General features: G+C 69.6%; 19 protein-coding genes. 8 read left to right on the forward strand and 11 right to left on the reverse strand.

The annotated features are described in order from the left end of the window. Window positions 1-19 precede the first annotated feature (19 nt). From ACTOWY_RS06550 to rimP, 3 genes are read right to left on the reverse strand one after another with little or no spacing between them, the layout of a single operon-like run. The gene (locus ACTOWY_RS06550) at window positions 20-400 is read right to left on the reverse strand and encodes a YlxR family protein (protein ID WP_441308690.1); all 381 of its coding nucleotides are present in this window, start codon (window positions 398-400) and stop codon (window positions 20-22) included. Continuing rightward, complete coding sequence (gene nusA, locus ACTOWY_RS06555) at window positions 327-1361, reverse strand: transcription termination factor NusA (protein WP_441308691.1); 1035 nt, start codon at window positions 1359-1361, stop codon at window positions 327-329. Before nusA ends, ACTOWY_RS06550 begins: the two co-directional genes overlap by 74 nt. Then, window positions 1358-1903 carry a ribosome maturation factor RimP gene (gene rimP / locus ACTOWY_RS06560; RefSeq protein ID WP_441308692.1) on the reverse strand — a complete coding sequence of 182 codons (546 nt, stop codon included), beginning with the start codon at window positions 1901-1903 and terminating at the stop codon, window positions 1358-1360. Before rimP ends, nusA begins: the two co-directional genes overlap by 4 nt. A 214-nt stretch (window positions 1904-2117) precedes the next feature. On the opposite strand from rimP, the gene ACTOWY_RS06565 reads away from it, so the two are divergent. Together ACTOWY_RS06565 and ACTOWY_RS06570 are read left to right on the forward strand one after the other, a co-directional pair. Then, window positions 2118-2615 carry a hypothetical protein gene (locus tag ACTOWY_RS06565; protein ID WP_441308693.1) on the forward strand — a complete coding sequence of 166 codons (498 nt, stop codon included), beginning with the start codon at window positions 2118-2120 and terminating at the stop codon, window positions 2613-2615. Continuing rightward, complete coding sequence (locus tag ACTOWY_RS06570; RefSeq protein ID WP_441308694.1) at window positions 2612-3082, forward strand: ferritin-like domain-containing protein; 471 nt, start codon at window positions 2612-2614, stop codon at window positions 3080-3082. Before ACTOWY_RS06565 ends, ACTOWY_RS06570 begins: the two co-directional genes overlap by 4 nt. Window positions 3083-3376: 294 nt before the next feature. Here ACTOWY_RS06570 and ACTOWY_RS06575 read toward each other — a convergent pair whose 3' ends face one another. Further along, window positions 3377-3997 (reverse strand): hypothetical protein, encoded by a 621-nt coding sequence (locus tag ACTOWY_RS06575; protein ID WP_441308695.1) that lies wholly within the window; start codon window positions 3995-3997, stop codon window positions 3377-3379. A 137-nt stretch (window positions 3998-4134) separates the two neighbouring features. Next, complete coding sequence (locus ACTOWY_RS06580) at window positions 4135-5199, reverse strand: DNRLRE domain-containing protein (RefSeq protein WP_441308696.1); 1065 nt, start codon at window positions 5197-5199, stop codon at window positions 4135-4137. Between the two features lie 132 nt (window positions 5200-5331). Here ACTOWY_RS06580 and ACTOWY_RS06585 point away from each other — a divergent pair, with 132 nt between their 5' ends. Next, window positions 5332-6273, forward strand: a complete 942-nt coding sequence (locus tag ACTOWY_RS06585) for a DUF222 domain-containing protein (protein ID WP_441308697.1) — start codon at window positions 5332-5334, stop codon at window positions 6271-6273. Here ACTOWY_RS06585 and ACTOWY_RS06590 read toward each other — a convergent pair. Beyond that, a complete protein-coding gene (locus ACTOWY_RS06590; protein WP_441308698.1) occupies window positions 6266-7297 on the reverse strand; it encodes an aminotransferase class V-fold PLP-dependent enzyme in 1032 nt (343 codons plus the stop codon). The genes ACTOWY_RS06585 and ACTOWY_RS06590 overlap by 8 nt on opposite strands. 38 nt (window positions 7298-7335) lie before the next feature. Between ACTOWY_RS06590 and ACTOWY_RS06595 the strand changes: the two genes are divergently transcribed. The 5 genes from ACTOWY_RS06595 to ACTOWY_RS06615 all read left to right on the forward strand — a co-directional run bounded on the left by ACTOWY_RS06595 (window position 7336) and on the right by ACTOWY_RS06615 (window position 11632). Continuing rightward, the gene (locus ACTOWY_RS06595; RefSeq protein ID WP_441308699.1) at window positions 7336-7746 is read left to right on the forward strand and encodes a secondary thiamine-phosphate synthase enzyme YjbQ; all 411 of its coding nucleotides are present in this window, start codon (window positions 7336-7338) and stop codon (window positions 7744-7746) included. Between the two features lie 113 nt (window positions 7747-7859). Then, window positions 7860-9164 carry an MFS transporter gene (locus ACTOWY_RS06600; protein WP_441308700.1) on the forward strand — a complete coding sequence of 435 codons (1305 nt, stop codon included), beginning with the start codon at window positions 7860-7862 and terminating at the stop codon, window positions 9162-9164. Window positions 9165-9293: 129 nt separating this feature from the next. Further along, window positions 9294-9977, forward strand: a complete 684-nt coding sequence (locus tag ACTOWY_RS06605) for a hypothetical protein (protein ID WP_441308701.1) — start codon at window positions 9294-9296, stop codon at window positions 9975-9977. Between the two features lie 213 nt (window positions 9978-10190). Next, window positions 10191-10937, forward strand: a complete 747-nt coding sequence (locus ACTOWY_RS06610; protein ID WP_441308702.1) for a hypothetical protein — start codon at window positions 10191-10193, stop codon at window positions 10935-10937. Next, entirely contained in the window at window positions 10937-11632 is a 696-nt protein-coding gene (locus ACTOWY_RS06615) for an HAD family hydrolase (RefSeq protein WP_441308703.1), read from the forward strand. The genes ACTOWY_RS06610 and ACTOWY_RS06615 overlap by 1 nt, the downstream gene beginning before the upstream one ends. Window positions 11633-11961: 329 nt before the next feature. Here the strand turns inward: ACTOWY_RS06615 and ACTOWY_RS06620 are convergent, their stop codons facing one another. From ACTOWY_RS06620 to ACTOWY_RS06640, 5 genes are all read right to left on the reverse strand, one after another. Further along, on the reverse strand, window positions 11962-13731 hold the full coding sequence (locus ACTOWY_RS06620; protein WP_441308704.1) for a Xaa-Pro dipeptidyl-peptidase: 1770 nt from the start codon (window positions 13729-13731) through the stop codon (window positions 11962-11964). Between the two features lie 226 nt (window positions 13732-13957). Beyond that, window positions 13958-15838: a Xaa-Pro dipeptidyl-peptidase gene (locus ACTOWY_RS06625; protein ID WP_441308705.1), complete on the reverse strand. Its 1881-nt coding sequence runs from the start codon at window positions 15836-15838 to the stop codon at window positions 13958-13960. Between the two features lie 91 nt (window positions 15839-15929). Continuing rightward, window positions 15930-17063, reverse strand: coding sequence for an amidohydrolase family protein (locus ACTOWY_RS06630; protein ID WP_441308706.1), 1134 nt, complete (start codon window positions 17061-17063; stop codon window positions 15930-15932). Further along, a complete protein-coding gene (locus ACTOWY_RS06635; RefSeq protein ID WP_441308707.1) occupies window positions 17064-18440 on the reverse strand; it encodes a glutamine synthetase in 1377 nt (458 codons plus the stop codon). A 39-nt stretch (window positions 18441-18479) separates the two neighbouring features. Further along, on the reverse strand, window positions 18480-20228 hold the full coding sequence (locus ACTOWY_RS06640; RefSeq protein WP_441308708.1) for a proline--tRNA ligase: 1749 nt from the start codon (window positions 20226-20228) through the stop codon (window positions 18480-18482). Between the last annotated feature and the right edge of the window lie 68 nt (window positions 20229-20296).

Raw genomic sequence — 20296 nt, forward strand, 5'->3', positions numbered from 1 at the left:
CTCGCATCGGTGAAGATTCTCAAGCTCGCTGGTCAAGGTGATCCCTGACCTTGACCGCGTCCAACGGTCCCGGAACGCGCAACGCTCGCGGAAACGCCCGACGCCGCTCGGCCAGGCGCAGGCATTCCGGATCAGGGTGCAACCAGGCACCCCTACCGGGCAACCTACGGCGAAGATCGAGAACGAGCGAATCGTCCTCGACCACCAATCGCAGCAGCTCAGTGGCCAACGCCCGGGACCGGCATCCGACACACGTCCGTACCGGACCTTCGTGCACGAAAACCGCTCCCCAGCGTTGCGCCAAGTTAGAGTCTAACGCTTCCAGCTCAGTCAGCCGAACCGGATGCCGTAGCACCGGCCGCCGCCGCTCCCGCCCCAGGTCCAGCGGGGTCCGCGTCACTGCGGATGTCGATCCGCCAGCCGGTGAGCCGGGCGGCCAGTCTGGCGTTCTGGCCTTCCTTGCCGATGGCCAGCGAGAGCTGGAAGTCCGGCACGATCACCCGGGCGGTCTTCGCCCGTTCGTCGACCACGTGCACCGCGACGACCTTGGCCGGCGAGAGCGCGTTGCCGACGAAGGTGGCCGGGTCCTCGGAGTAGTCGACGATGTCGATCTTCTCGCCGAACAGCTCGCTCATCACGTTGCGCACCCGGGCGCCCATCGGCCCGATGCACGCGCCCTTGGCGTTGACCCCGGGCACGGTGGAGCGCACCGCGATCTTGGAACGGTGACCGGCCTCGCGGGCGACCGCGGCGATCTCGACGGTGCCGTCGGCGATCTCCGGGACCTCCAGCGCGAACAGCCGCCGCACCAGGTGCGGGTGGGTGCGGGAGAGGGTGATCTGCGGTCCGCGCATGCCGCGGGAGACGCCGACCACGTAGCACTTGATCCGGTTGCCGTGCTGGTAGTCCTCGCCGGGCACCTGCTCGGCCGGGGGCAGCACGCCCTCGGTGTCGCCGATCTGCACCACGACCATGCCGCGGGAGTTGGCCCGCGCGTCGCGCTGCACCACCCCGGCGACGAGTTCGTTCTCCTTGGCCGCGAACTCGCCGAAGGTCTTCTCGTGCTCGGCGTCACGCAGCCGCTGCAGGATGACCTGGCGCGCGGTGGTCGCCGCGATCCGGCCGAAGCCCTCCGGGGTGTCGTCCCACTCCTGGGCGATGGCCCCGTCGTGCGCGAGGTCCTGTGCCAGCACCCGGACCAGGCCGGACTTGCGGTCGATGTCGACCCTGGCGTGCGGGGCGTGGCCCTCGGTGTGCTTGTACGCGGTGAGCAGCGCGGTCTCGATGGCGTCCAGGACAGTCTCGAAAGGGATGTCCTTGTCCCGTTCGATTGCCCGGAGTGCGGCGATATCGACGTTCACTTCGACTCCTCCTTCGATCCGTCCGTGCCCTGGCAACGGTCCAGCTTGATCAGTTCTTCGGCGGGCGGCTGGCGGAACTCCACCTCGACGACGGCCTTGGCCATCTCGCGGTAGGCGACCGTGCGCAACTCGTCGTTCACCAGCAGCACCACGCCGCCGGTCTCGTGCTCATCGGCCGGGCCGACCCGGCCGATGTACTCGGCGCCCTCGATCGGCCGCACCTTCACCAGCCGGAGCCGGTTGCGCCGCCAGTGGCGGGGGTGGGTGAGCGGCCGGTCGATGCCCGGCGAGGTGACCTCGAGGGTGTAGGCGCTAGCCAGGATCGCGTCGTTGGCGTCGAGAGTGGCCGACACCGAGCGGGACACCTTGGCGATCTCGTCCAGTCCGATGCCGTCGTCGGAGTCGACGACCACCCTGACCAGCCGACGCCGTCCCGCCTGCCGGATGTCGAGCTCCTCCAGCTCGAAACCCTCCTGCTGCACGGTCTCCCGCAGTAGAGGTTCGAGCTGGGCGACGAGCTCGTCGCGCGGCGCGCTGGACACGTGGTCACTCCTTGTCTGCGGTGCAGGGGGTTGCGGCGGCGCCCGCAGATGGCAAGGGCCGTCCCGCGTCCGGTGCTGCACTTCACCGGCCGAGGTTGCTCAGCGTATCTCGTCGGAGGAGGTGCCCGGGCCCCGACGATCACCGCTCGTTCGGTTGAGTCGCCGACTGTGCGGTTCGGCGGGCCCGCCGGGCGGCCTGGCAGGATGACTCGGTGTGACCACCGTCCTCCCGCGTATCGGCCGCCGCCGGGTGCTCGTCGCCGGCGCACTCGCCGTGACGGCGCTGCCGCTGGCCAGCGCGTGCACTCCCGAACCGGCCCCTGAGCAAGCCGATCCCCTGGAGGCGCTGCTCAGCCGGGCCAGGACGGACATCGCCCTGGCCAAGGCCACCGCGACCACGCACCAGGGCCTGGCCGCCCAGGCTGGTGCCGTCGCCGGTGACCGTCAGCAGCACGCCGAGGCCCTGCGGAAGGAGATCGACCGGGTCCGCCCCGCCCGCCTCTCGACCTCGGCTTCGGGCGCACCGACCGGCGACCCCGCCCCGCCGCCGGTCGTCGGTCAGCAGACCGCCGCGCTGACCGCGCTGCGCGAGGCCATGGCCGCCGCGGAGAAGGAGGCGACAGGCCTGGTAGCGGGCCTCCCGACGTACCGCGCCGGCCTGGTCGGCTCGGTCGCCGCCTGCTGCGCGAGCCTGCGGGAGGTGCTGGCATGACCTCACCCCAGCCCAGCGCCACGACCGCCACGATGGAGCCGGAAGCCCTCGCCGCCGTGCAACGCGCCCTGGCCGCCGAACACGCCGCGGACTGGGCATACGGCCTGGCCACGGCGTTCGTGAAGGACTCGCTGCAAAACGCGCTCCGCGAGGGCGCCACCCTGCACCGGGCCCGCCGCGACAGCACCGAACGCCTGCTCCGCGACGCGGGCGCCACTCCGGTCGCCGCCGAACCCGGCTACGCCCCACCACAGCCGGTCACCGACCAGCCGACAGCGATCACCCTGCTGGTCACCGCGGAAACCGATGCCGCGGCCGCCTGGCGCGCGGTGCTGGAACGCACCGCGGACGCGAACCTGCGCAGATCCAGCCTGGACGCCCTGACCTCGGCCGCGGTCCGCGCGACCCGGTGGCGCAAGGCAGCAGGCGCGACACCGCTCACGGTGCCATTCCCCGGCCAGCCCTGATGGCCGACGGAGGAACCTGACACACGGCCGGCGGGCGCCCGGCAGGTCCGTGGACGCCCGCACAGTCATCCACATCGCCGCCAACCAGACGATGCACGAACCGGCGTCCGCAGCCGATGACACGACTCCGGGATGTGTGCAAAGGGCGCACGCAAGCTAGTCCAGCCACCATGGTCCACACCGGTCTTGCCCTACACCCAGCCCCACGACCTGCCCGGTCCAGTCCATGCAACGCGACGTACACGCAACGCGACCCGAACTCGCCTCCGCAGCCGGGACCAGCCACCTCGTCGCTCAGCTCATAATCGCGCCGAACCGCAACGCGTCGGTGCTGATCGCCTTGAGCAAGTCCAGATCCGCCCGCCCCTCGGTGAAGAAGTCAGACTCGACGATGGTGACCACGGACCCGGTGACCGTGGAGGCATACCCCGCCCCGGTCAACTTCCGTGGCCCATCCGGCACGGTGTAGCCGTCGCGGAGCAGATCGGTGACGTTGCCGGTCTTGTCCCGCGAAGCCAGTTGGTTCAGCTCAGCGGCGCTCTTGCTGTCCGCCATCCGCACCACCGAGATGGACACGACCACCTTCGCCCCGTCCGCGGTGCTCGTGGTGTGCAGCGAACGCACCACCTGCTGGCACGACGAACTCGACAAGAACTCGGCGACGACCCCGTAGGCCCGCTTCCGGCAGTCCGTGTCCCGATGCTCGGCATGCGCTTGGAACTGGTAGGCCGGAACCCCCGGCGGAGTCGTCGGCGTGCCCACCACCAGCGAAGGCTGGAAAGCGACCCACAACAACCCGGACAGGATGGCCACCCCCACCAGCCCCAAACCCTTGACCGCGTAGTTGACCGCCGGCCGCTCGACCAGTGAGGGCTCCCCCGCGACCGGGTGACCCTCGCCCACCCCGATGGACACAGCCGGCAACTGCGAGGTGCCACTCCCGCGCCAGGGATCCGACAGTTCCCTCACCGGTCCGGATGAAAGATGCTCCGACACGGTCTCTCACCGTAATCGCATCCGGCCAGGACCACGAACCGAGTGGTCAATTGTGATTATCCCTCCTGGTAGGTCACTTCCAGCCGCGGCGGATGCCCCTCGGCACCTTCACTGGCCGACCACTTCTTCCACGCGAACACATCACCCTCGTCCGCAGCCCGCAACCCCAGCCCGCCCAACACGGCGCCGCCGCCAGCCCACTCCCGCACCAGCCCGGTCAACTCCACCCCGACCGTGCTGTCCGGGCAGTTCGCCGAGTACCCCAGCGTCTTCGTCGATCCGGCCACCTGTCGCAACCACGCAGGCTGCAGGCTCCAGGCGGTCTTCCCGTCAGCCACCCCGGTCTCCCACACCTGCCAGCCCCTCGGCTGACAAGACCACGAATGCCAGTTCCACAGCTCCAACTCAGCCCGCCGGACTTGCTTCCCCCGCAACCCTGCCAGCTGCCAGCCAAGAAACGACCGCGCGACGATCGCTCCGTCGAATGTCCCGACCCGAACGTCCGGCTGATCTCCCATCGGCGCGGTCAGGATGTTGCTCTGCACGTAGGTGTCCAGCACCGGCCCCAGCGACACACTCACCGGCTCAGCCACAAGATCCGACCCACTACTCCAGTCAACCCCGTTCCCAGCCATCGGCACCCCGACCCCACCGCCACTGGGCACCAGCCGCTGTGCGAACCCATTGCGCGTCACCGTGACCACCAGGTCCCGCCCAGGCCGTGCCTCCGGATAGGTCGCACGATTGCCCGCCAGTACCGGCGCGGGCAACGGCGTCGGCCACTGCCGGCTGACCCGAGCGGCCCCGTCCATCATCCGTGCCAACTCCGTGCTTCCCGCCCCACCAAGGCTCAACGCCCGAGGATGGGCAACTGGCTCGATCCGCCCGCTCGCGACCATCCGCAACGTGAGATCAACCGGCCGCCAGCCGCTACCGTCCCGCACGTGCACCGGCCCGGTGTGCAGCATCAAGGTGCGGGAGCCATCCGGATTGGCGAACGTCGAGGAGTACTCGGTCCGCGCATCGACAAGTTCGACAGGTTGTTGCTGTGCCTGCGCGGATCCGACCGGAACAAGAGCACTGACAAGGGCAAGGACAACGGCGACACGGCGCACGGACATGCCCCCACCATTGTGGTCGACCACGGCCAACCGAAAGCCACCGCCTCAACGTTCACCGTCCCGGGTGATTCCCAGAAACCCGACAACTCCCCGGCTCGAAAAATGTCAGTCCCTCCGCCTAGCGTCGATGGCATGTCGAACGACCAGCGGAAACGCCTCCGCGACCAATGGCGGAATCTCACCAGACTCCAGGCCGAGTTCAGCCGAACCATCGGCGAAGCCGACGCGCGCGGCGACTACAAACTGGACCGGCACACCTCGATGCGAGCCTGGCTGGTCCGCGAACTGCACATGACCGGATCCGAAGCGTCCCAACGGGTTTGCGTCGCCCGGCAACTCCGCGAACTGCCCAAGGTGGCCGCATTGTTCACTGGCGGCGAACTCCCCTACCCACATGTCAGCCTGCTCGCCCGCACTCGCGTCGGCATCGGCGCCACCGCGTTCACCGCGGCCCTGCCAGACCTCCTGGCCACAGCCAAAGCCCTCGACGCGGCCCGCTTCCGCGAGCACGTCAGACAGGTCCGTCAGGAACACACCGCTCCCCGGCGCGGCACAGCGACAGACCAGTCAGGCCACGGTCGACTGGCCATCCGAACCCACGAGGACGGCACAGTCACCCTGCATGGTCGACTGGATCAGGCTGGCGGCGCGACCCTGCACGAGGCACTGAACACAGTCCTGCCCACCCCGGCCGGTGAAGCCCCAACCCCGAAGTCCGAACGCCGCGCCGAGGCACTGATCGCCTTGTGCAAGCGCCAACTCACTTCGTTGCGGCAGAACACGCCACGTCGGATCCCGAGCTGGTCAGTTGCCCGCATGCGCCCCCGCCATCCCTATCGCCACCCCGCTGGCAAGCACCGCCCAGCCAGCACCACGGTGTCCCCGCCCAATCTCCTGCCGGTTCATGCGGCGGCCGCCCACATCCCTGCCATCAACGCCGCCAGCCCCATCCCCTTGCCACGCCAGGGCCACGCATCCGGCCTTCGCACGACCCACGACCGCAGATTCACACCTGTCCTGTCCGGCGTCGAAAGACGTCTGGGCGTCAGCATGTCTGGTGCCACGACTACGTGAGTGCACCCAACACAAGGTCGACGTCTGCGGCGGTGTTGTAGAGATGGAAGGACAAGCGCGCTCTTCCTGCCCGCATGCTGAACCGGACCCCCGTGGCCCGCAGTCGCCCGATCTGTTCTGTGGTCAATTCGAGAGAGGTGATCGCTGACCCGTTCCCCTGAAGTCCAAGTCCCCTGCGCACAGCGTCGACCAGCCCCACGCAGTGGTCGCGAACCGCCCCCAGGTCCAGCCCTGCCAGCCACGGAATCGCTGCCGCGGCACCCACTTGTGCAAACCACGCCGGTGACAGGTCAAGGCGTCGAGCATCGTTCGCCAACCGCAACGGCAGGCCGTAGATCGAGGCCCAGGGGTCCTCTCCGGCGTACCAGTTGGCGGCGAGTGGGAGCGTGCGCTCGAGCACGTCTGGCCGGACAGCGAGCCAGGCGGCGCCACGCGGTGACAGCAGCCATTTGTAGGCGGCGCCGACGACCCAGTCGGCCCAGCCGAGCGAGAGCGGCATCCACCCGGCCGTTTGGCTGACGTCGAGCAGTACTGGGACGCCTGCGGCCGTGGTTGCCTCGCGGAGCGCGTCCGCGTCGAGCACGAAGCCAGTGGCCGACTGCACGAGACTGACCGCGACCAGGTCGGCCTGCTCCACAGTGGACAGGAGCTTGTCTGCTTCGACCTCGGTGACTGTGATGCCGCGATGTGCTTGGGCTGCAAAGGGAAATGTCACGCTGGTGAAGTCGTCAGACAGGGTGAGGACGCGGGTGCCATCTGGGATGCTGCCTGCGACTAGCGCTATCAGCTGGGACACACTGGCACCGCTGGCGACCTGCCCCGGTGGTACGCCGACCAGGGCAGCGAAGCCTGCTCGGGCACGGGCGACCTGTGCGTCGAAGTCTGGGGCGGTGTCAGCGCCGGTTCGCCAGCGGGCGATTGAGTCCGTGAGGGTGTCGGCCACGAAGGCAGGCGGAATGCCGATGCTGGCGGTGTTCAGGTAGCCGATTGGGGCATCGAAGTTGTGTCCGTGGGTGAGGCGCACGAGTACGACCCTAGGTTGGGATCGGTACCGTGCGTGAGGTGTTGACCGAGGAGATCGAGGTCCGGACCGGGTCGGTCGAGGTGGTCTATGACCTCACGGCCGAGTGTGAACGATTCCTGGCGGATGCGGGTGGGCGCGATGGGCTGCTGCATGTGTGGGTGCCCCACGCGACGGCGGGACTTGCGGTGCTGGAGACCGGCGCGGGCAGCGATGACGACCTGTTGGCCGCGTTGCGGGATCTGTTGCCGAAGGATGATCGGTGGCGGCATCGGCATGGTTCACGTGGGCATGGTCGGGATCACGTGCTGCCAGCGTTGTTGCCGCCCTATGCGACGGTGCCGGTGATTGGTGGGCGGATGGCGCTCGGGACGTGGCAGTCGGTGTGTTTGGTGGACACCAATGTGGACAATCCGGTGCGGAAGGTGCGGCTCAGCTTGCTGGTGGGGTGAGTTGAGGACGTTTGGTTTGGTTGGCTAGGCGAATCTCGGGTTGATGTCCGGATAGCGGACGAAATCGTCCGAAAATCTTGACTCCGCGCTGGGTGCGAGTGAGGCTGCGGCGCATGGGTGACGGGGTTCGGGAGGGGTCTGGCGGCGCGGCGGGGCGTGGGCCGCTCATCCGGGTGGTGAGTGCGGGCGTCATTGGCACCACGGTCGAGTTCTACGACTTCTTCCTGTACGGCGCGGCTGCGGCGACGATCTTCGGGCCGGTGTTCTTTCCGCAGGCCGACGGCCTGGTCGGGGTGTTGCTCGCGCTGGTCACCTATGCCGTTGGGTTTGTCGCGCGACCATTGGGCGGCGTGGTGTTCGGGCACTTCGGCGACCGGGTTGGACGGAAGAAACTGCTCGCGGTCAGCCTGCTGCTCATGGGGGTGTCCTCGTTCCTGATCGGGGTGCTGCCCGGGTATGCCGAGATCGGGGTCGTGGCGCCGGTGCTGCTGACGTTGCTGCGGCTGGTGCAGGGGTTCGCGCTGGGTGGCGAGTTCGGTGGGGCCGTGCTGCTTGTCGCCGAGCATGGGCCGGCTCGGCAGCGGGGGTTCTGGACAGCTACGCCACAGACTGGTGGGCCGTTGGGAAACCTGCTGGCCACGGCCGCCCTGGCGGCGACCGCGTACTCGATGAGCAGCGCTGACTACACCTCCTGGGGTTGGCGGATTCCATTCCTGGCGTCCGTGGTGCTGGTGCTGGTCGGGTTGTGGGTTCGGTTGCGGGTGGCCGAGTCGCCGTTGTTCGCCGAGGTGAAGCGGGAGGCTCGGCCGGAGCGGGCACCGCTGGTGACAGCGTTTCGGCGGCATCCGCGGGAGTTGTTCAGCGTGTTCGCGGCACGGGTTGGGGAGAACGCGGCGTTCTACGTCTTCACGATCTTCTTACTCGTCTACGCGAACCACATCGGGTTGCCCGCGGGAGCGGCCACGGTAGCGGTGACGGCGGGCTCTGTGGTGCAGGTGCTGGCGATGCTTGCTGGTGGGGCGTTGTCGGACCGGTTCGGGCGGCGGCCGGTGGCGGTGGTCGCCGCGGTGCTGGCCGCTGGGTGGACGGCGGCGTTCTTTCCGCTGGTCGCGACCAAAGACCAGGTGTGGGTGTTGCTCGCGGTGGGGGTGGGGTTGCTCCTGCACGGGTTGCTCACCGGGGCACAGGCCGCCTTCTACGCGGAGCTGTTCGACACGACGGTGCGGTACTCCGGAGTTTCAGTTGGATACCAGGCGGCGACGATGCTGGCTGGCGCGGCGGCGCCGCTGGTCGGGACGCAGCTGTTGCGGAGCACCGGGTCGGCGGCGCCGGTGGCGTGGTTGCTCGCGGTGTGCCTGGGTTTGACGGTGGTCGGCATGTTGATCGTGCCGGAGACCCGACGGTCTCAGCTGCGTTAGGTACGGTGTCCAGCCGTGACGTGGTCTGGGGATCAGGGCAACAGGGGCGGCGGCGAGTTCACCGGGGCTTACGGGGGCCTGGGCGTGTTCGGCGAAGGTCAGCCCGAGCCGCCGAAGAACCGCTGGCGGATGGCGATCATCGCCGCGTTGAGCCTGGTCATCGTGGTTGGTCTGGTGTTGGTGGTCGTGTTGTTGGTCCGGGATGAGACACCGCCTCCCGCGGCGCAGAGCACTCCCCCGACCTCGTCGGCCGCGGCGGGCAGCAGTTCGAGCAGCACGAAGTCGGCGGCAGCGCAGACCATCACCAACACCGAGTCCGGGCTGACCTACAAGGTGCCCGCGTCCTGGCAGAAGGGCGGTGACGGGATGTCGCGCACGACGGCCGGGCCGATCCTGAAGGGCATGGCGGCGCGCTACCCGTACGACTGCGGCACCGGGCAGTTCACTCGCGCCGAGGTCGGCTCCGGTCGCACCGATGACACCAACCTCACTCGCGCGGCCAGTGACCTGGCCAAATACGTGGCCACCCAGGGCTACACGGTCGACAAGGTCGAGCCGAAGGTGGTGCTGAACGAGCCGAAGACCTTCGACAACAGCGGGACGACCGGGGTGCTGGTGGTCGCGAACGCCACGGCGGGCAAGACCAGTGAGTGCAACGCGCCGCGTGGACAGGTGATTGGGCTGGCGGTCAAGGGGGCGAAAGGCACCTCGGTGTTCATGCTCGACGTGTCGTACGAGGGCAAGAACGCGCAGTTCACGCCGACCGAGGACGAGATGAAACAGATCCTCGACTCGGTGCGGCTGGCCAAGTGACCGAACTCGCCGGGCCAGGACCGGTACGGTCGCGGGGTGACATCGTCAGGACCCGGCAACGGACAGGATCCGGCCTACTGGGAGCGGTATCAGAACACCGAGTTCTACGGCTCGGGTCCGGAGTACGGCGGGCTGGGGGTGTATCGGACCGACGGTCCGGTTCCGCCACAGCCGCCCCCTCCGCCGCAGCAGCGTGGTCGCCGGATCGCCGTGGTGGCGCTGAGCGCGGTGATCCTCATCGGGCTGGTGTCGATCGTGTTCCTGGTCAGCGGTTCGGGCGGGTCCGGGCCGAGTGAGACGAGCGCGGCGGCCGCCTCGGGCACTACCGGGCGGACCACGCGCGGCACCACCTCGCGCACTCCCGCGCCGACCACGACGCTGCCAAGCAAATCGGTGACGCCGCAGGTTACGGGATGGCAGGCGGTCTGGACAAAGCGTGGGCTGGCCTATGACGTGCCGCGCGAGTGGAAGGTGCTGAGTCCGGCCACGATCGTCGGGTTCGAGGACGCGAACGGGCCGAAGGTCGCGATGAGCGGCGTGTCCACTTTCAAGGAGGGCTACTGCACCGCTGATCCGAAGCGGCGCACCGCGCGACGTGCGCTGGTCGGGATCGGTGGCGCGAAGGTGTCGGACGCGGCGAGCACCGCGGGGGAAGGGGCGAAGCTGTGGGCCGATGGCCGGTACGGCGAGGCGGAGGGCGTGCAGCCGCAGGTTGAGCTGGGCAAGGCGACACCGATGATGGTGGGCGCCCGGGAAGCTTCGCGGGTCACGGCGAAGGTGAAGGTGTCCGCCAAGCACGAGTGCGATCCGCCCGCGGGTGTGGTGCACGTGGTGGCGGTGAAGGGTGCGACGGTGGAGACGGGGACGGTGTTCGTCATCCAGGCCGACCAGGACACGCCGGACTCGTTGAGCGCGGCCGACATGGAGAAGATGATCTCCAGCTTGCGCGTGGTGGAGTGATGACGCCGCACACGCTGGTGCTGTGGGATATCGACCTGACCCTTGTTGACCTGCGCGGAACCGGCGCTGACTGGTACGGGACCGTGCTGCGGCGGCTGGCTGGGCAGGCGATCCGGCATGTGCCGTCGATGCAGGGGCGGACTGAGCGGGCGATCACCACCGAGCTGCTGAACCGGCACGGCATCCCGGACACCGAGGACGAGGTGCGGCGGGTGTTCGCCGCGCTGGTCGACGTGGTGGCCGAGGACCGGGAGGTACTGCACGAACGTGGCAGCGCGTTACCGGGGGCGGCGGCGGTGCTGCGGGCGCTGGCGGACACGCCGGGGGTGGTGCAGAGCCTGGTCACCGGGAATCTGCCGGAGGTCGCGCGGTTCAAGCTGGACGCGTTCGGGCTGGATGAGCACGTGGACTTCGAGGTCGGCGGGTACGGGCACGAGTCGGTGGAGCGGCATCCGCTGGTGGGTACGGCGGTGACGCTGGCCGGACGCAAGTACGGGGTGACGTTCCCGGCTGAGCGAGTGGTCGTGGTGGGCGACACGCCACATGACGTGGCGGCGGCGTTGCACCACGGGGCGACCGCGGTCGGGGTGGCGACTGGGCGGTGTGACGCGGCCGAGTTGCGGGCGGCGGGGGCGCATGTGGTGTTGCCGGATCTGGCGGATACGGCGGGGGTGTTGGCGGCGCTGGTGCGCTGAGCTGCGGTGCTGGCGAGCTGCGATGGTGCGCTGCGGTGCTCGTGCGCTGAGCTGCGGCGGGGGCCGGAGTGCGGCGCGTCGTGGCTGGGTGGGTTTGGCGGATTCGGCTGGCTGACGATGGTCTTGTCAGCGGGGCCGGGTGCGGGCTTGTCAGCGGGGCTGGTGTGCGGATCGGCTAATTGCCGCTGTCTCGCGCTGGTGACCGGGTGAGCTGCTGCGGACGTGACAGCGCCCCGGCGGTTGGTCGCCGGGGCGCTGTGGTCAGTGCTGGTGGTGCGGGCTGTCAGGGGTGCTCGGCTTCTGGGAGCTGAGTGGGCCCTGGCAGCCGGTCAGAAGCCGAGGGCCTTGCGGCCGCCGACGACCGGAAGCTCGATGTGGCTGGTCAGCAGCGAGATCGAGTTCTTGCCTGCCTTGGCGTCGACCGAGACGTAGCTCGCGTCGTTGGCCACGACCACCAGGCCGATGCGGTGACCGGCGGCGAAGATGTAGTCCTTCGGGTGCAACTTCCAGCGCACGTAGTAGGACTGGCCGGGCTTGAGATCGTGTTCCCAGCTCAGCGACAGGTGGTTCTTCACATCGATCGCGCCACGGGTGACCACGACCGGGCGGAAGGCCGGGTCGCTGGCCGGGCCGTAGTCGACCAGGAGACCGGTCAGCGGGGTGCTGGTGGTCTCCGGGGTGACCCGGACGGTGACCTCGGAGGTGCCCGAGATCCTGGTGGGCTGCTTCAGCTCGGGGGTCAGGTAGGCGAGGCGGTTGGCCTTGGCCGCTTCCGGGCCGCCGATCGCGTTGACCTCGGTCTGCTGCGGGTCGTCGGTGAACGACTGGTTCCCGGCGGGCCAGCTCGGCAGCGAGCGCAGGGTGCCCGCGACGCCGTCGGTGGCCGGGCCGAAGAACAGGCGGGTGTCCTCCGCCTTCTTGTCCGGCCAGCTGGTCTGGGTCTCCCACTTGCCGTCCGGGCGCTGGATGTCGGCGATCGGCTCCTTCATCACGCCGTTGTCCAGGCCGTACAGCCAGTGGTCCATCCACCGGTGCATCGCGGCCTGCCACTCGGCCTGGCGCACGCCGTTCGGGTCGATGTGCCCGCCGCGCAGCAGCCACAGCTTGCGCGGGACGTGGTTCTTGGCCAGCAGGTCCCACAGCTTGGAGTAGTGGGCCGGCTTGACGTTCCAGTCCTCCTGGCCGTGCACGACGAACACCGAGGCGCGGATGTTGTCCACGTCCGGCTTGTAGTCGCGTTCCCGCCAGAACGAGGTGTAGTTGAACGTGTCGTCGCCGGAGTTGTCACCCAGCGCCTTGAGCTGCTCCTTGCACCGCTCGCGTGCGGCGGGGCTGGCGACGTAGCTGGCAAGCCACTCGGCGTAGCGCTCGTCCCAGCCGTTGCTGTAGCCGATGCCCTGGTCGCGGGTGTAGTCGTACCAGCTGGAGATCGCCGACATGGGCACGATCGTCTTGAGGCCCTTGATGCCGGTCGCGGCGACCGCGGTCGGCAGGGTGCCGTTGTAGGAGCCGCCGAGCATGCCCACGGCGCCGGTGCTCCAGGAGGCGATGGCGGGGGTGCCGTCGGCGTAGAAGGCCTTCGCGCGACCGTTGAGCCAGTCGATGGAGGCGGCGATGGACCTGGTGTCCTCCTTGCCGCCGGTGGTCGGGCAGCCGTCGGAGCGGGCGGTGCCCTGCATCTCGACCTCGACCACGGCGTAGCCACGCGGCACGAAGAACTCGTCGTACCAGCGACGGAAGTCCTTCGGCAGCATCGGGATCTGCCGGTCCAGGCGATCGCGGGTCAGCAGCGGGGCCAGCTGGTAGTACGGGCTGGACTCCATCACGATCGGGACCTTCAGGCCGGAGTTGGTCTCCTTGGGACGCATGACGTCCGCGGCGATCCGGTCGAGCTTGCCGTCCGAGTCACTGTCGATCTTGGACTCGATGTAGACGGTTTCCTTCACCGCGTCGGCGTGGGAGTAGATCGGCTTGGTCTCGTTGCCGACCACCGGCCCCTGCGGGGTCGCCGCGGCGGAAAGCGGCATGAGCAACGCCGAGCCGGTGACCACAGCCACCAGACCGGCGAGCAGCGCGACTGGTCTGCGCGCGTGTTCCATGAATCCTCCTCCGGTCGCGCCTGCCTCACCGAGGCGCGACCGCTGACAGCTCACAGGACGAATGGGCCTGGCGGATCGACCTAATGGCGCAACCTTGTGCGCTCTGACCTGCTTCGAATGCTTGAAACCAGGCCGTTCGGGCCGAAACGAGCGGTGGTCCCGCCCGGGGTGCTGCCGGGCGGGACCACCGCTATAACCGGTGTTGTTCGGTAGGGCGGTCGAGTTGTCAGCCGCCGAGCGCGGTGCTGCCGCCGACCAGCGGCAGGTCCACGCTGCTGGCGGCCAGCGACACCCGCAGACCGCGGGCGGCGGCGTCCACCGAGGCGTAGCTGCTCAGGTTGGCCACGAGCACCACGCCGATGCGGTGCCCGGCCGGGAACACGTAGTCCTTCGGGTGCAGCTCGAAACGGACCCGGTAGGCGGTGCCCGGCGTCAGCGGGGTGCCGCGCTGCAGCGACGCGTGGTTCTTGACGTCGATCGAGCCCTTGGTGACCACCTGGTAGGTGACCGCGGCCTGGCTTTCCAGCGGCGGGGCCGCGCAACCGGTGCGCAGGGCCAGGTCTGCGGCCTCACAGGACTCGGTGAGCAGCTGCTCAGGGGTCTTGTCGGACAGCGTGGTGGTGGTCGCCGGGCCGTAGTCGACCAGGACCGCGGTCAGCGGGGTGCTGGCGCTGTCCGGGGTGACCGAGACGTCGAGCTTGGTGGTGCCCGACAGCGTGGTGTTCTTGGCCAGCGGCGGGGTCAGGTAGGCGAGCCGGTTGGCCTTGGCGGTTTCCGGGGTGGACACCGCGGTGGTCTCGGTCTGGCTGCTGTTGTTGGTGAAGGACTGGGTGCCGGTGGCCGCGGTCTTGTTCAGCGAGCCGACCGCGCCGGAGGTGGCCGGGCCGAAGTACAGCTTGGCGTTGGCGGTGCCGGCCTGCGGCCAGCTGGAGTGGGTCTCCCAGGCGCCGTTGGGGCGCTGGATGTCAGCCTGCGGCTCGTTCATGATCCCGTTCTGCAGGCCGACCAGCCAGTGGTCCATCCACTTGTGCATGACGCGCTGCCACTCGGCCTGGCGGAAGCCGATCGGGTCGAGGTGGGCGCCGCGGTGCAGCCAGATCTTGCGCGGGGTGTTGTTCTTGACCAGCTCGTACCAGAGCTTGGAGTAGTGGCCGGGCTTGACATTCCAGTCCTCTTGGCCGTGCACGACGAACACCGACGCCTTGATGTTGGCGGCGCTGGGGCGGTAGTCGCGTTCCTGCCAGAACGGGGTGTAGTCGAAGGTGTCGTCACCCGCGTTGTCGCCGAGGGCCTTCACCTTGGCCGCGCACTTGGTCTTGGCGTCGGCGCTGATCACGTAGTTGGCCAGGTACTCCGGGTAGCGCCGGTCCCAGCCGCCGCTGTAGCCGATGCCCTGGTCGCGGGTGTAGTCGTACCAGCTGGAGATGGCCGCGATCGGCACGATGGTCTTGAGGCCCTCGATGCCGGCGGTGGCCACCGCGTTGGGCAGGGTGCCGTTGTAGGAGACGCCGAGCATGCCGACCTTGCCGGTGCTCCAGGAGGCGACCGCGGGCTTGCCGTCGGCGTAGTAGGCCTTGGTGCGACCGTTGAGCCAGTCGATGGAGGCCACGATCGAGGCGGTGTCCTCCTTGCCGCCGGTGGTCGGGCAGCCCGCCGAGCGGGAAGTGCCCTGCATCTCCACCTCGACCACGGCGTACCCGCGCGGCACGAAGAACTCGTCGTACCAGCGGCCGAAGCCACGCGGCGCGGTGCCGGGGATCTGGCGGTCGGCGTCGACGGCGCGTTCGCGCGCGGTGGTGCCGCGGTAGTACGGGCTAGCCTCCATGACCACCGGCGACTTCAGGCCCGCGGTGTTGGTCTCCTTGGGGCGCATGACGTCGGCGGCGATGCGGTCGAGCTTGCCGTCACCGTCACTGTCGATCTTGGACTCGATGTAGACGGTCTCGCGGATGGCCTCGGCGTGGGAGTAGATCGGCTGGGTCTCGTCGGCGACGACGGACATCCCCGCCGGCGCGGGGGCGGCATTGGCCGGCAGGACGGCCAGAGTGCCCGCGAACGCGGCGGTCACCGCGGTCAGCAGGGTCAGGGTGGTGCGTGCAGGGCGCATGTGGTCCAGCACACAAGATCGCTGTGACCAGCAGATACGAACTAAAGGAGGTGCGTTTCAACAGATACATAAGCGACGTGGGCGGTTCCGCCTAACCGGTTGGTCCATTCGGCCGAGCGCGGATGTAGACCTTGGCGGCGTTGCCCGCGGCGATGCCGTGCACCAGGCGTTCGGCGGCGCGGACCGGCAGCGCGTCGTCGGCGACCCAGGTGTCCACCAGCCTGCCCAGTCCGCGCCGCCACAGCTTGGCGCCCAGGAACAGCAGCTCAGGCAGGCCGTAGCCGTCGGAGGAGTAGCAGACCGAGCTGAACGGGGCCAGCTCCAGCAGTTCGGCGAGCACCTCGTGCGCGCGCTCGCCCACGTAAGGCACGGCGAGTCCGACGTCAACCCGGACCTGCCCGTAGACGTGCGCGAGGAAGCCGGCGTTGCGGTGGAACGGCCAGCAGTGCAGCAGCATCACCGTGGCGCTGCCGTGCCGGGTCGCGGACAGGAAGTCGCTGAGCAGCAGCGGGTCGGCGCGCTGCAGCCGCAGGTCGGGGTAGCCGAAGCCGGTGTGCAGTTGCAGCGGCAGGCCCAGTTCGGCGCCGACCCGCACGCCCAGGTGCGCCAGCCAGCCGAGCAGCACGGGGTCGGCGAGCCGGCCGTCGCCCTCACGCAGCCAGGTGTCCGCGGCGCGAGTGAACTCGGCCGCGGTGGGTGGCTGGGCGGGCAGTTCGAGGCCGGTGCGGTAGGCGACGATGCTCTTCAGACCGACCGCGTGCGCGCCACGCGTGCGCACCGCCGCCTCCACCGCCGCGGCGAGTCCGGCCGCGTCGGCGGTGCGGGAGACCTCCTCGAAGACCTGTTCCAGCCGCAGGATCTCGTGTGCCACGCCGCCGCCGAGTTCGGCCAGCTCAGCGGGGGTGGTCAGCGATACCGAGCTGTAGCCGGTGTCGACCAGCCAGGTGCCGACCCCGGCCGCGCGCAGCAGGCGGCGGCTGACCTCCGCCCAGCCCAGTTCCCAGCGCCGGGCCAGGTAGCGCTCGGGATCGCAGTGCGGTTCGAGGTCGAGCAGCGGCGCGCACCAGCGCAGCACGGCCGCGCCCAGCAGCGAGTCGAACCCGCTGCGCCCCGGATGCGCGGTGGGCGCCTCGGTGAGCAGCGCCTCGAAGGCGGGGCGATCCAGGTCGGCGTCGACCACACCGTGGCAGTGGTGGTCGAGCAGCGGCACCTCGTCGGTGATCATTCAGAACAGCCAGCGGGTGCGCGTGACGATCTCCTCCGCGTCGGCTTCGGCGAAGCGTTCCGCCTCGCCGCGGCGCACGGTGAGGATCGCGTCGTGCAGTGGCGCGCCGAGTGCCTCGGCCAGCACCTCGGAGCCTTCGAGCGCGGCCGCGGCCGCGAGCACCGAGGTCGGCAGCCGGTGTACGCCCGCCGCCGCGCGCTGGTCCTCGGTCATGGCGACCGGATCGCCGGTGATCTCCGGCGGCAGGGTCAGCTTGGCCCGGACCCCGGCCAGGCCGGCCGCGATGATGCCGCCGACCACCAGGTACGGGTTGGCGGTGGCGTCGAAGCACTTGATCTCGGCGTTGGCCGCGCTCGGCCGCTGACCGGCCGAAGGCGTGATGAACCGCAGCGCCGCCTCCCTGGTCTCCCGGCCCCAGCACTGCCAGGCGCCGGCCCAGAACGAGGGCTGCAGCCGCAGGAAGCTGGCCGGGTTCCCGGCGCCGATCGCGATCAGTCCGGGCAGTTCGCGCAGCACCCCGGCCAGGAACGCCTCGCCCACCGGTCGCAGACCGTGTCTGCCGGACCCGCCCGCGAACGCGGGCCCACCCTTGGTATGCACGGATAGGTGAACATGCGCGCCGGAACCGGACCGCCCGGCGACCGCGGTCGGCGCGAAGCTGGCCCGCCAGCCGCGTGCCGCGGTGATCCGGCGGATGGTGTGCCGGACCAGCAGCACGTCGTCGGCGGCGGCCACCGGATCGTTCGGCTCGATGGACAGTTCCAGCTGTCCGAGCGCGTACTCGGGGTGGAACTGCTCGACCTCGATCTCCTGCCGGCCGAGCACCTGCACCAGGTCACGCGCGTAGTCGGCGACCGAGGACAACCGGGCCAGCCCGTAACCCGGCCCCTCGAAGGCCGGTACGAACTCCGTGCCGGTGTCGGGCAGTCCGACCTGCCACTCGGTCTCGAAGGCCATCCGCAGTTCCAGGCCCAGCTCGGCCGCCGCGGCGACCTGCCGGGCGGCGAAGCTGCGCTGACACGCGGTGAAGACCTCACCGTCCTGGGTGAACTTGGTGGCCGGGGCCAGCGCCCACCCGGTCTGCGCGGCCAGCGGCACCAGCCGGTTCAGATCCGGGATGAGCCGGAGGTCGCCGTCCGGCCCACCCAGGTACTTGCCGACCAGCGGCCGGTCATCACAGGTGAAGGTCTCGAAGCAGGGCGAGGCGCCCACCCCGTGCCGGACGGCCGCGGCCAGCTTGCGGGAGGGCACCGCCTTGACCCGGACAATGCCCGCATTGTCCACAAAGGACAGTGCGATCAGGTCGATGCCTCCCGCTCGCAGACGAGCCGCCAGTTCGTCCACGCCGTTGGCGTCCAGGGGTAGCTGCGCAGTCACCTACGCAGGTCTACCCGGTGCCTGGGTGTCACGCCAGGTTCAGCCGCGCACCAGGGCGACCAGCGTGGCCACGACCTCGTCCCGCGGCACGTCCTCGCGCTCGCCGGTGCGCCGGTCCTTGACCTCGACCACGCCGTTGGCCAGCCCGCGCCCGACCACCACGATGGTGGGCACGCCGACGAGTTCCGCGTCGGCGAACTTCACCCCGGGCGAGGCGGTGCGGTCGTCCAGGATCACCCGCACGCCCTGCGCGTCCAGCTCGGCGGCCAGCGATTCGCCGCCCTCGCGCAGCGTCTCGTCCTTGCCCGCGATGACCACGTGCACGTCGGCGGGCGCGATCTCGCGCGGCCAGATCAGCCCGCGGCCGTCGTAGTGCTGCTCGGCGACCGCGGCGACCGCGCGCGAGACGCCGATGCCGTAGGAGCCCATGGTGATCCGGACCGGCTTGCTGTCCGGGCCGAGCGCGTCCAGCCCGAAGGCGTCGGCGTACTTGCGGCCGAGCTGGAAGATGTGGCCGATCTCGATGCCGCGCGCGGCGACCAGCACGCCTGCGCCGTCCGGCGACGGGTCGCCCTCGCGGATCTCAGCGGCCTCGATCACGCCGTCGGGGGTGAAGTCGCGGCCGGCCACCAGGTCGATCACGTGGTGGTCGGCCTGGTCCGCGCCGGTGACCCAGGCGGTGCCGGTGACGATGCGCGGGTCGGCGAGGTAGCGGACCCCGTTGTCCTGGATGGCCTTCGGGCCGATGTAGCCCTTGACCAGCCAGGGGCTGGCCTTGAAGTCGGCCTCTTCGAGCAGCGCGACCTCGAGCGGCGAGACCGAGGCCTCCAGGCGCTTGAAGTCGACCTCGCGGTCGCCGGGCACGCCCACCGCGAGCAGGTCCCAGTCGGCGTCGCCAGGCTTGCGCACCTTGACCATGACGTTCTTCAGCGTGTCCGCGGCGGTGAACTCACGGCCGAGGGAGGCGCCGTTGAGGAAGTCGACCAGGGTCTCGATGGTCGGCGTGTTCGGCGTGTGGTGGACCTGCGCCGCGGGCAGCCCCTCGAGCGCGCGAGCGGGCGGCACCGGAGTCGTGACGGCCTCGACGTTGGCCGCGTACCCGGACTCCAGGCACCGCACGAAGGTGTCCTCACCGGTCTCGCTCTCGGCGAGGAACTCCTCGGAGGCCGAGCCGCCCATCGCGCCGGAGACCGCGGAGACGACCACGTACTTGAGGCCGAGCCGGTCGAAGATCCGGATGTAGGCCTCGCGGTGCAGCTCGTAGGAGCGCTTGAGGCCCTCGTCGTCCAGGTCGAAGGAGTAGGAGTCCTTCATGACGAACTCGCGGCCGCGCAGGATGCCCGCGCGGGGCCGCGCCTCGTCCCGGTACTTGTTCTGGATCTGGTAGAGCACGGCCGGGTAGTCCTTGTAGGAGCCGTACTCGCCCTTGACCATGAGGGTGAACAGCTCCTCGTGGGTGGGCCCGAGCAGGTAGTCCGCCTTCTTGCGGTCCTGGAGCCGGAACAGGCTGTCGCCGTACTCGGTCCAGCGGCCGGTGGCCTCGTAGGGCTCCCTGGGCAGCAGCGCGGGGAAGTGCACCTCCTGGCCGCCGATGGCGTCCATCTCCTCGCGCACGACCTTCTCGATGTTGCGCAGCACCCGGTATCCCAGCGGCAGCCAGGAGAACATGCCCGGCGCGACCCTGCGGACGTAGCCGGCGCGCACGAGCAGCTTGTGGCTCGGCACCTCGGCGTCCGCCGGATCCTCGCGCAGCGTGCGCAGGAACAACGACGACATCCTGGTGATCACGACGGGACTCCTGGGGTTTCGGGATCGGGTGGACGTGCGCTGACAAGACGCGCGGGAAAGCGTAGTGA

This window comes from Crossiella sp. CA198, assembly GCF_052078295.1.
Taxonomy (GTDB): domain Bacteria; phylum Actinomycetota; class Actinomycetes; order Mycobacteriales; family Pseudonocardiaceae; genus Crossiella.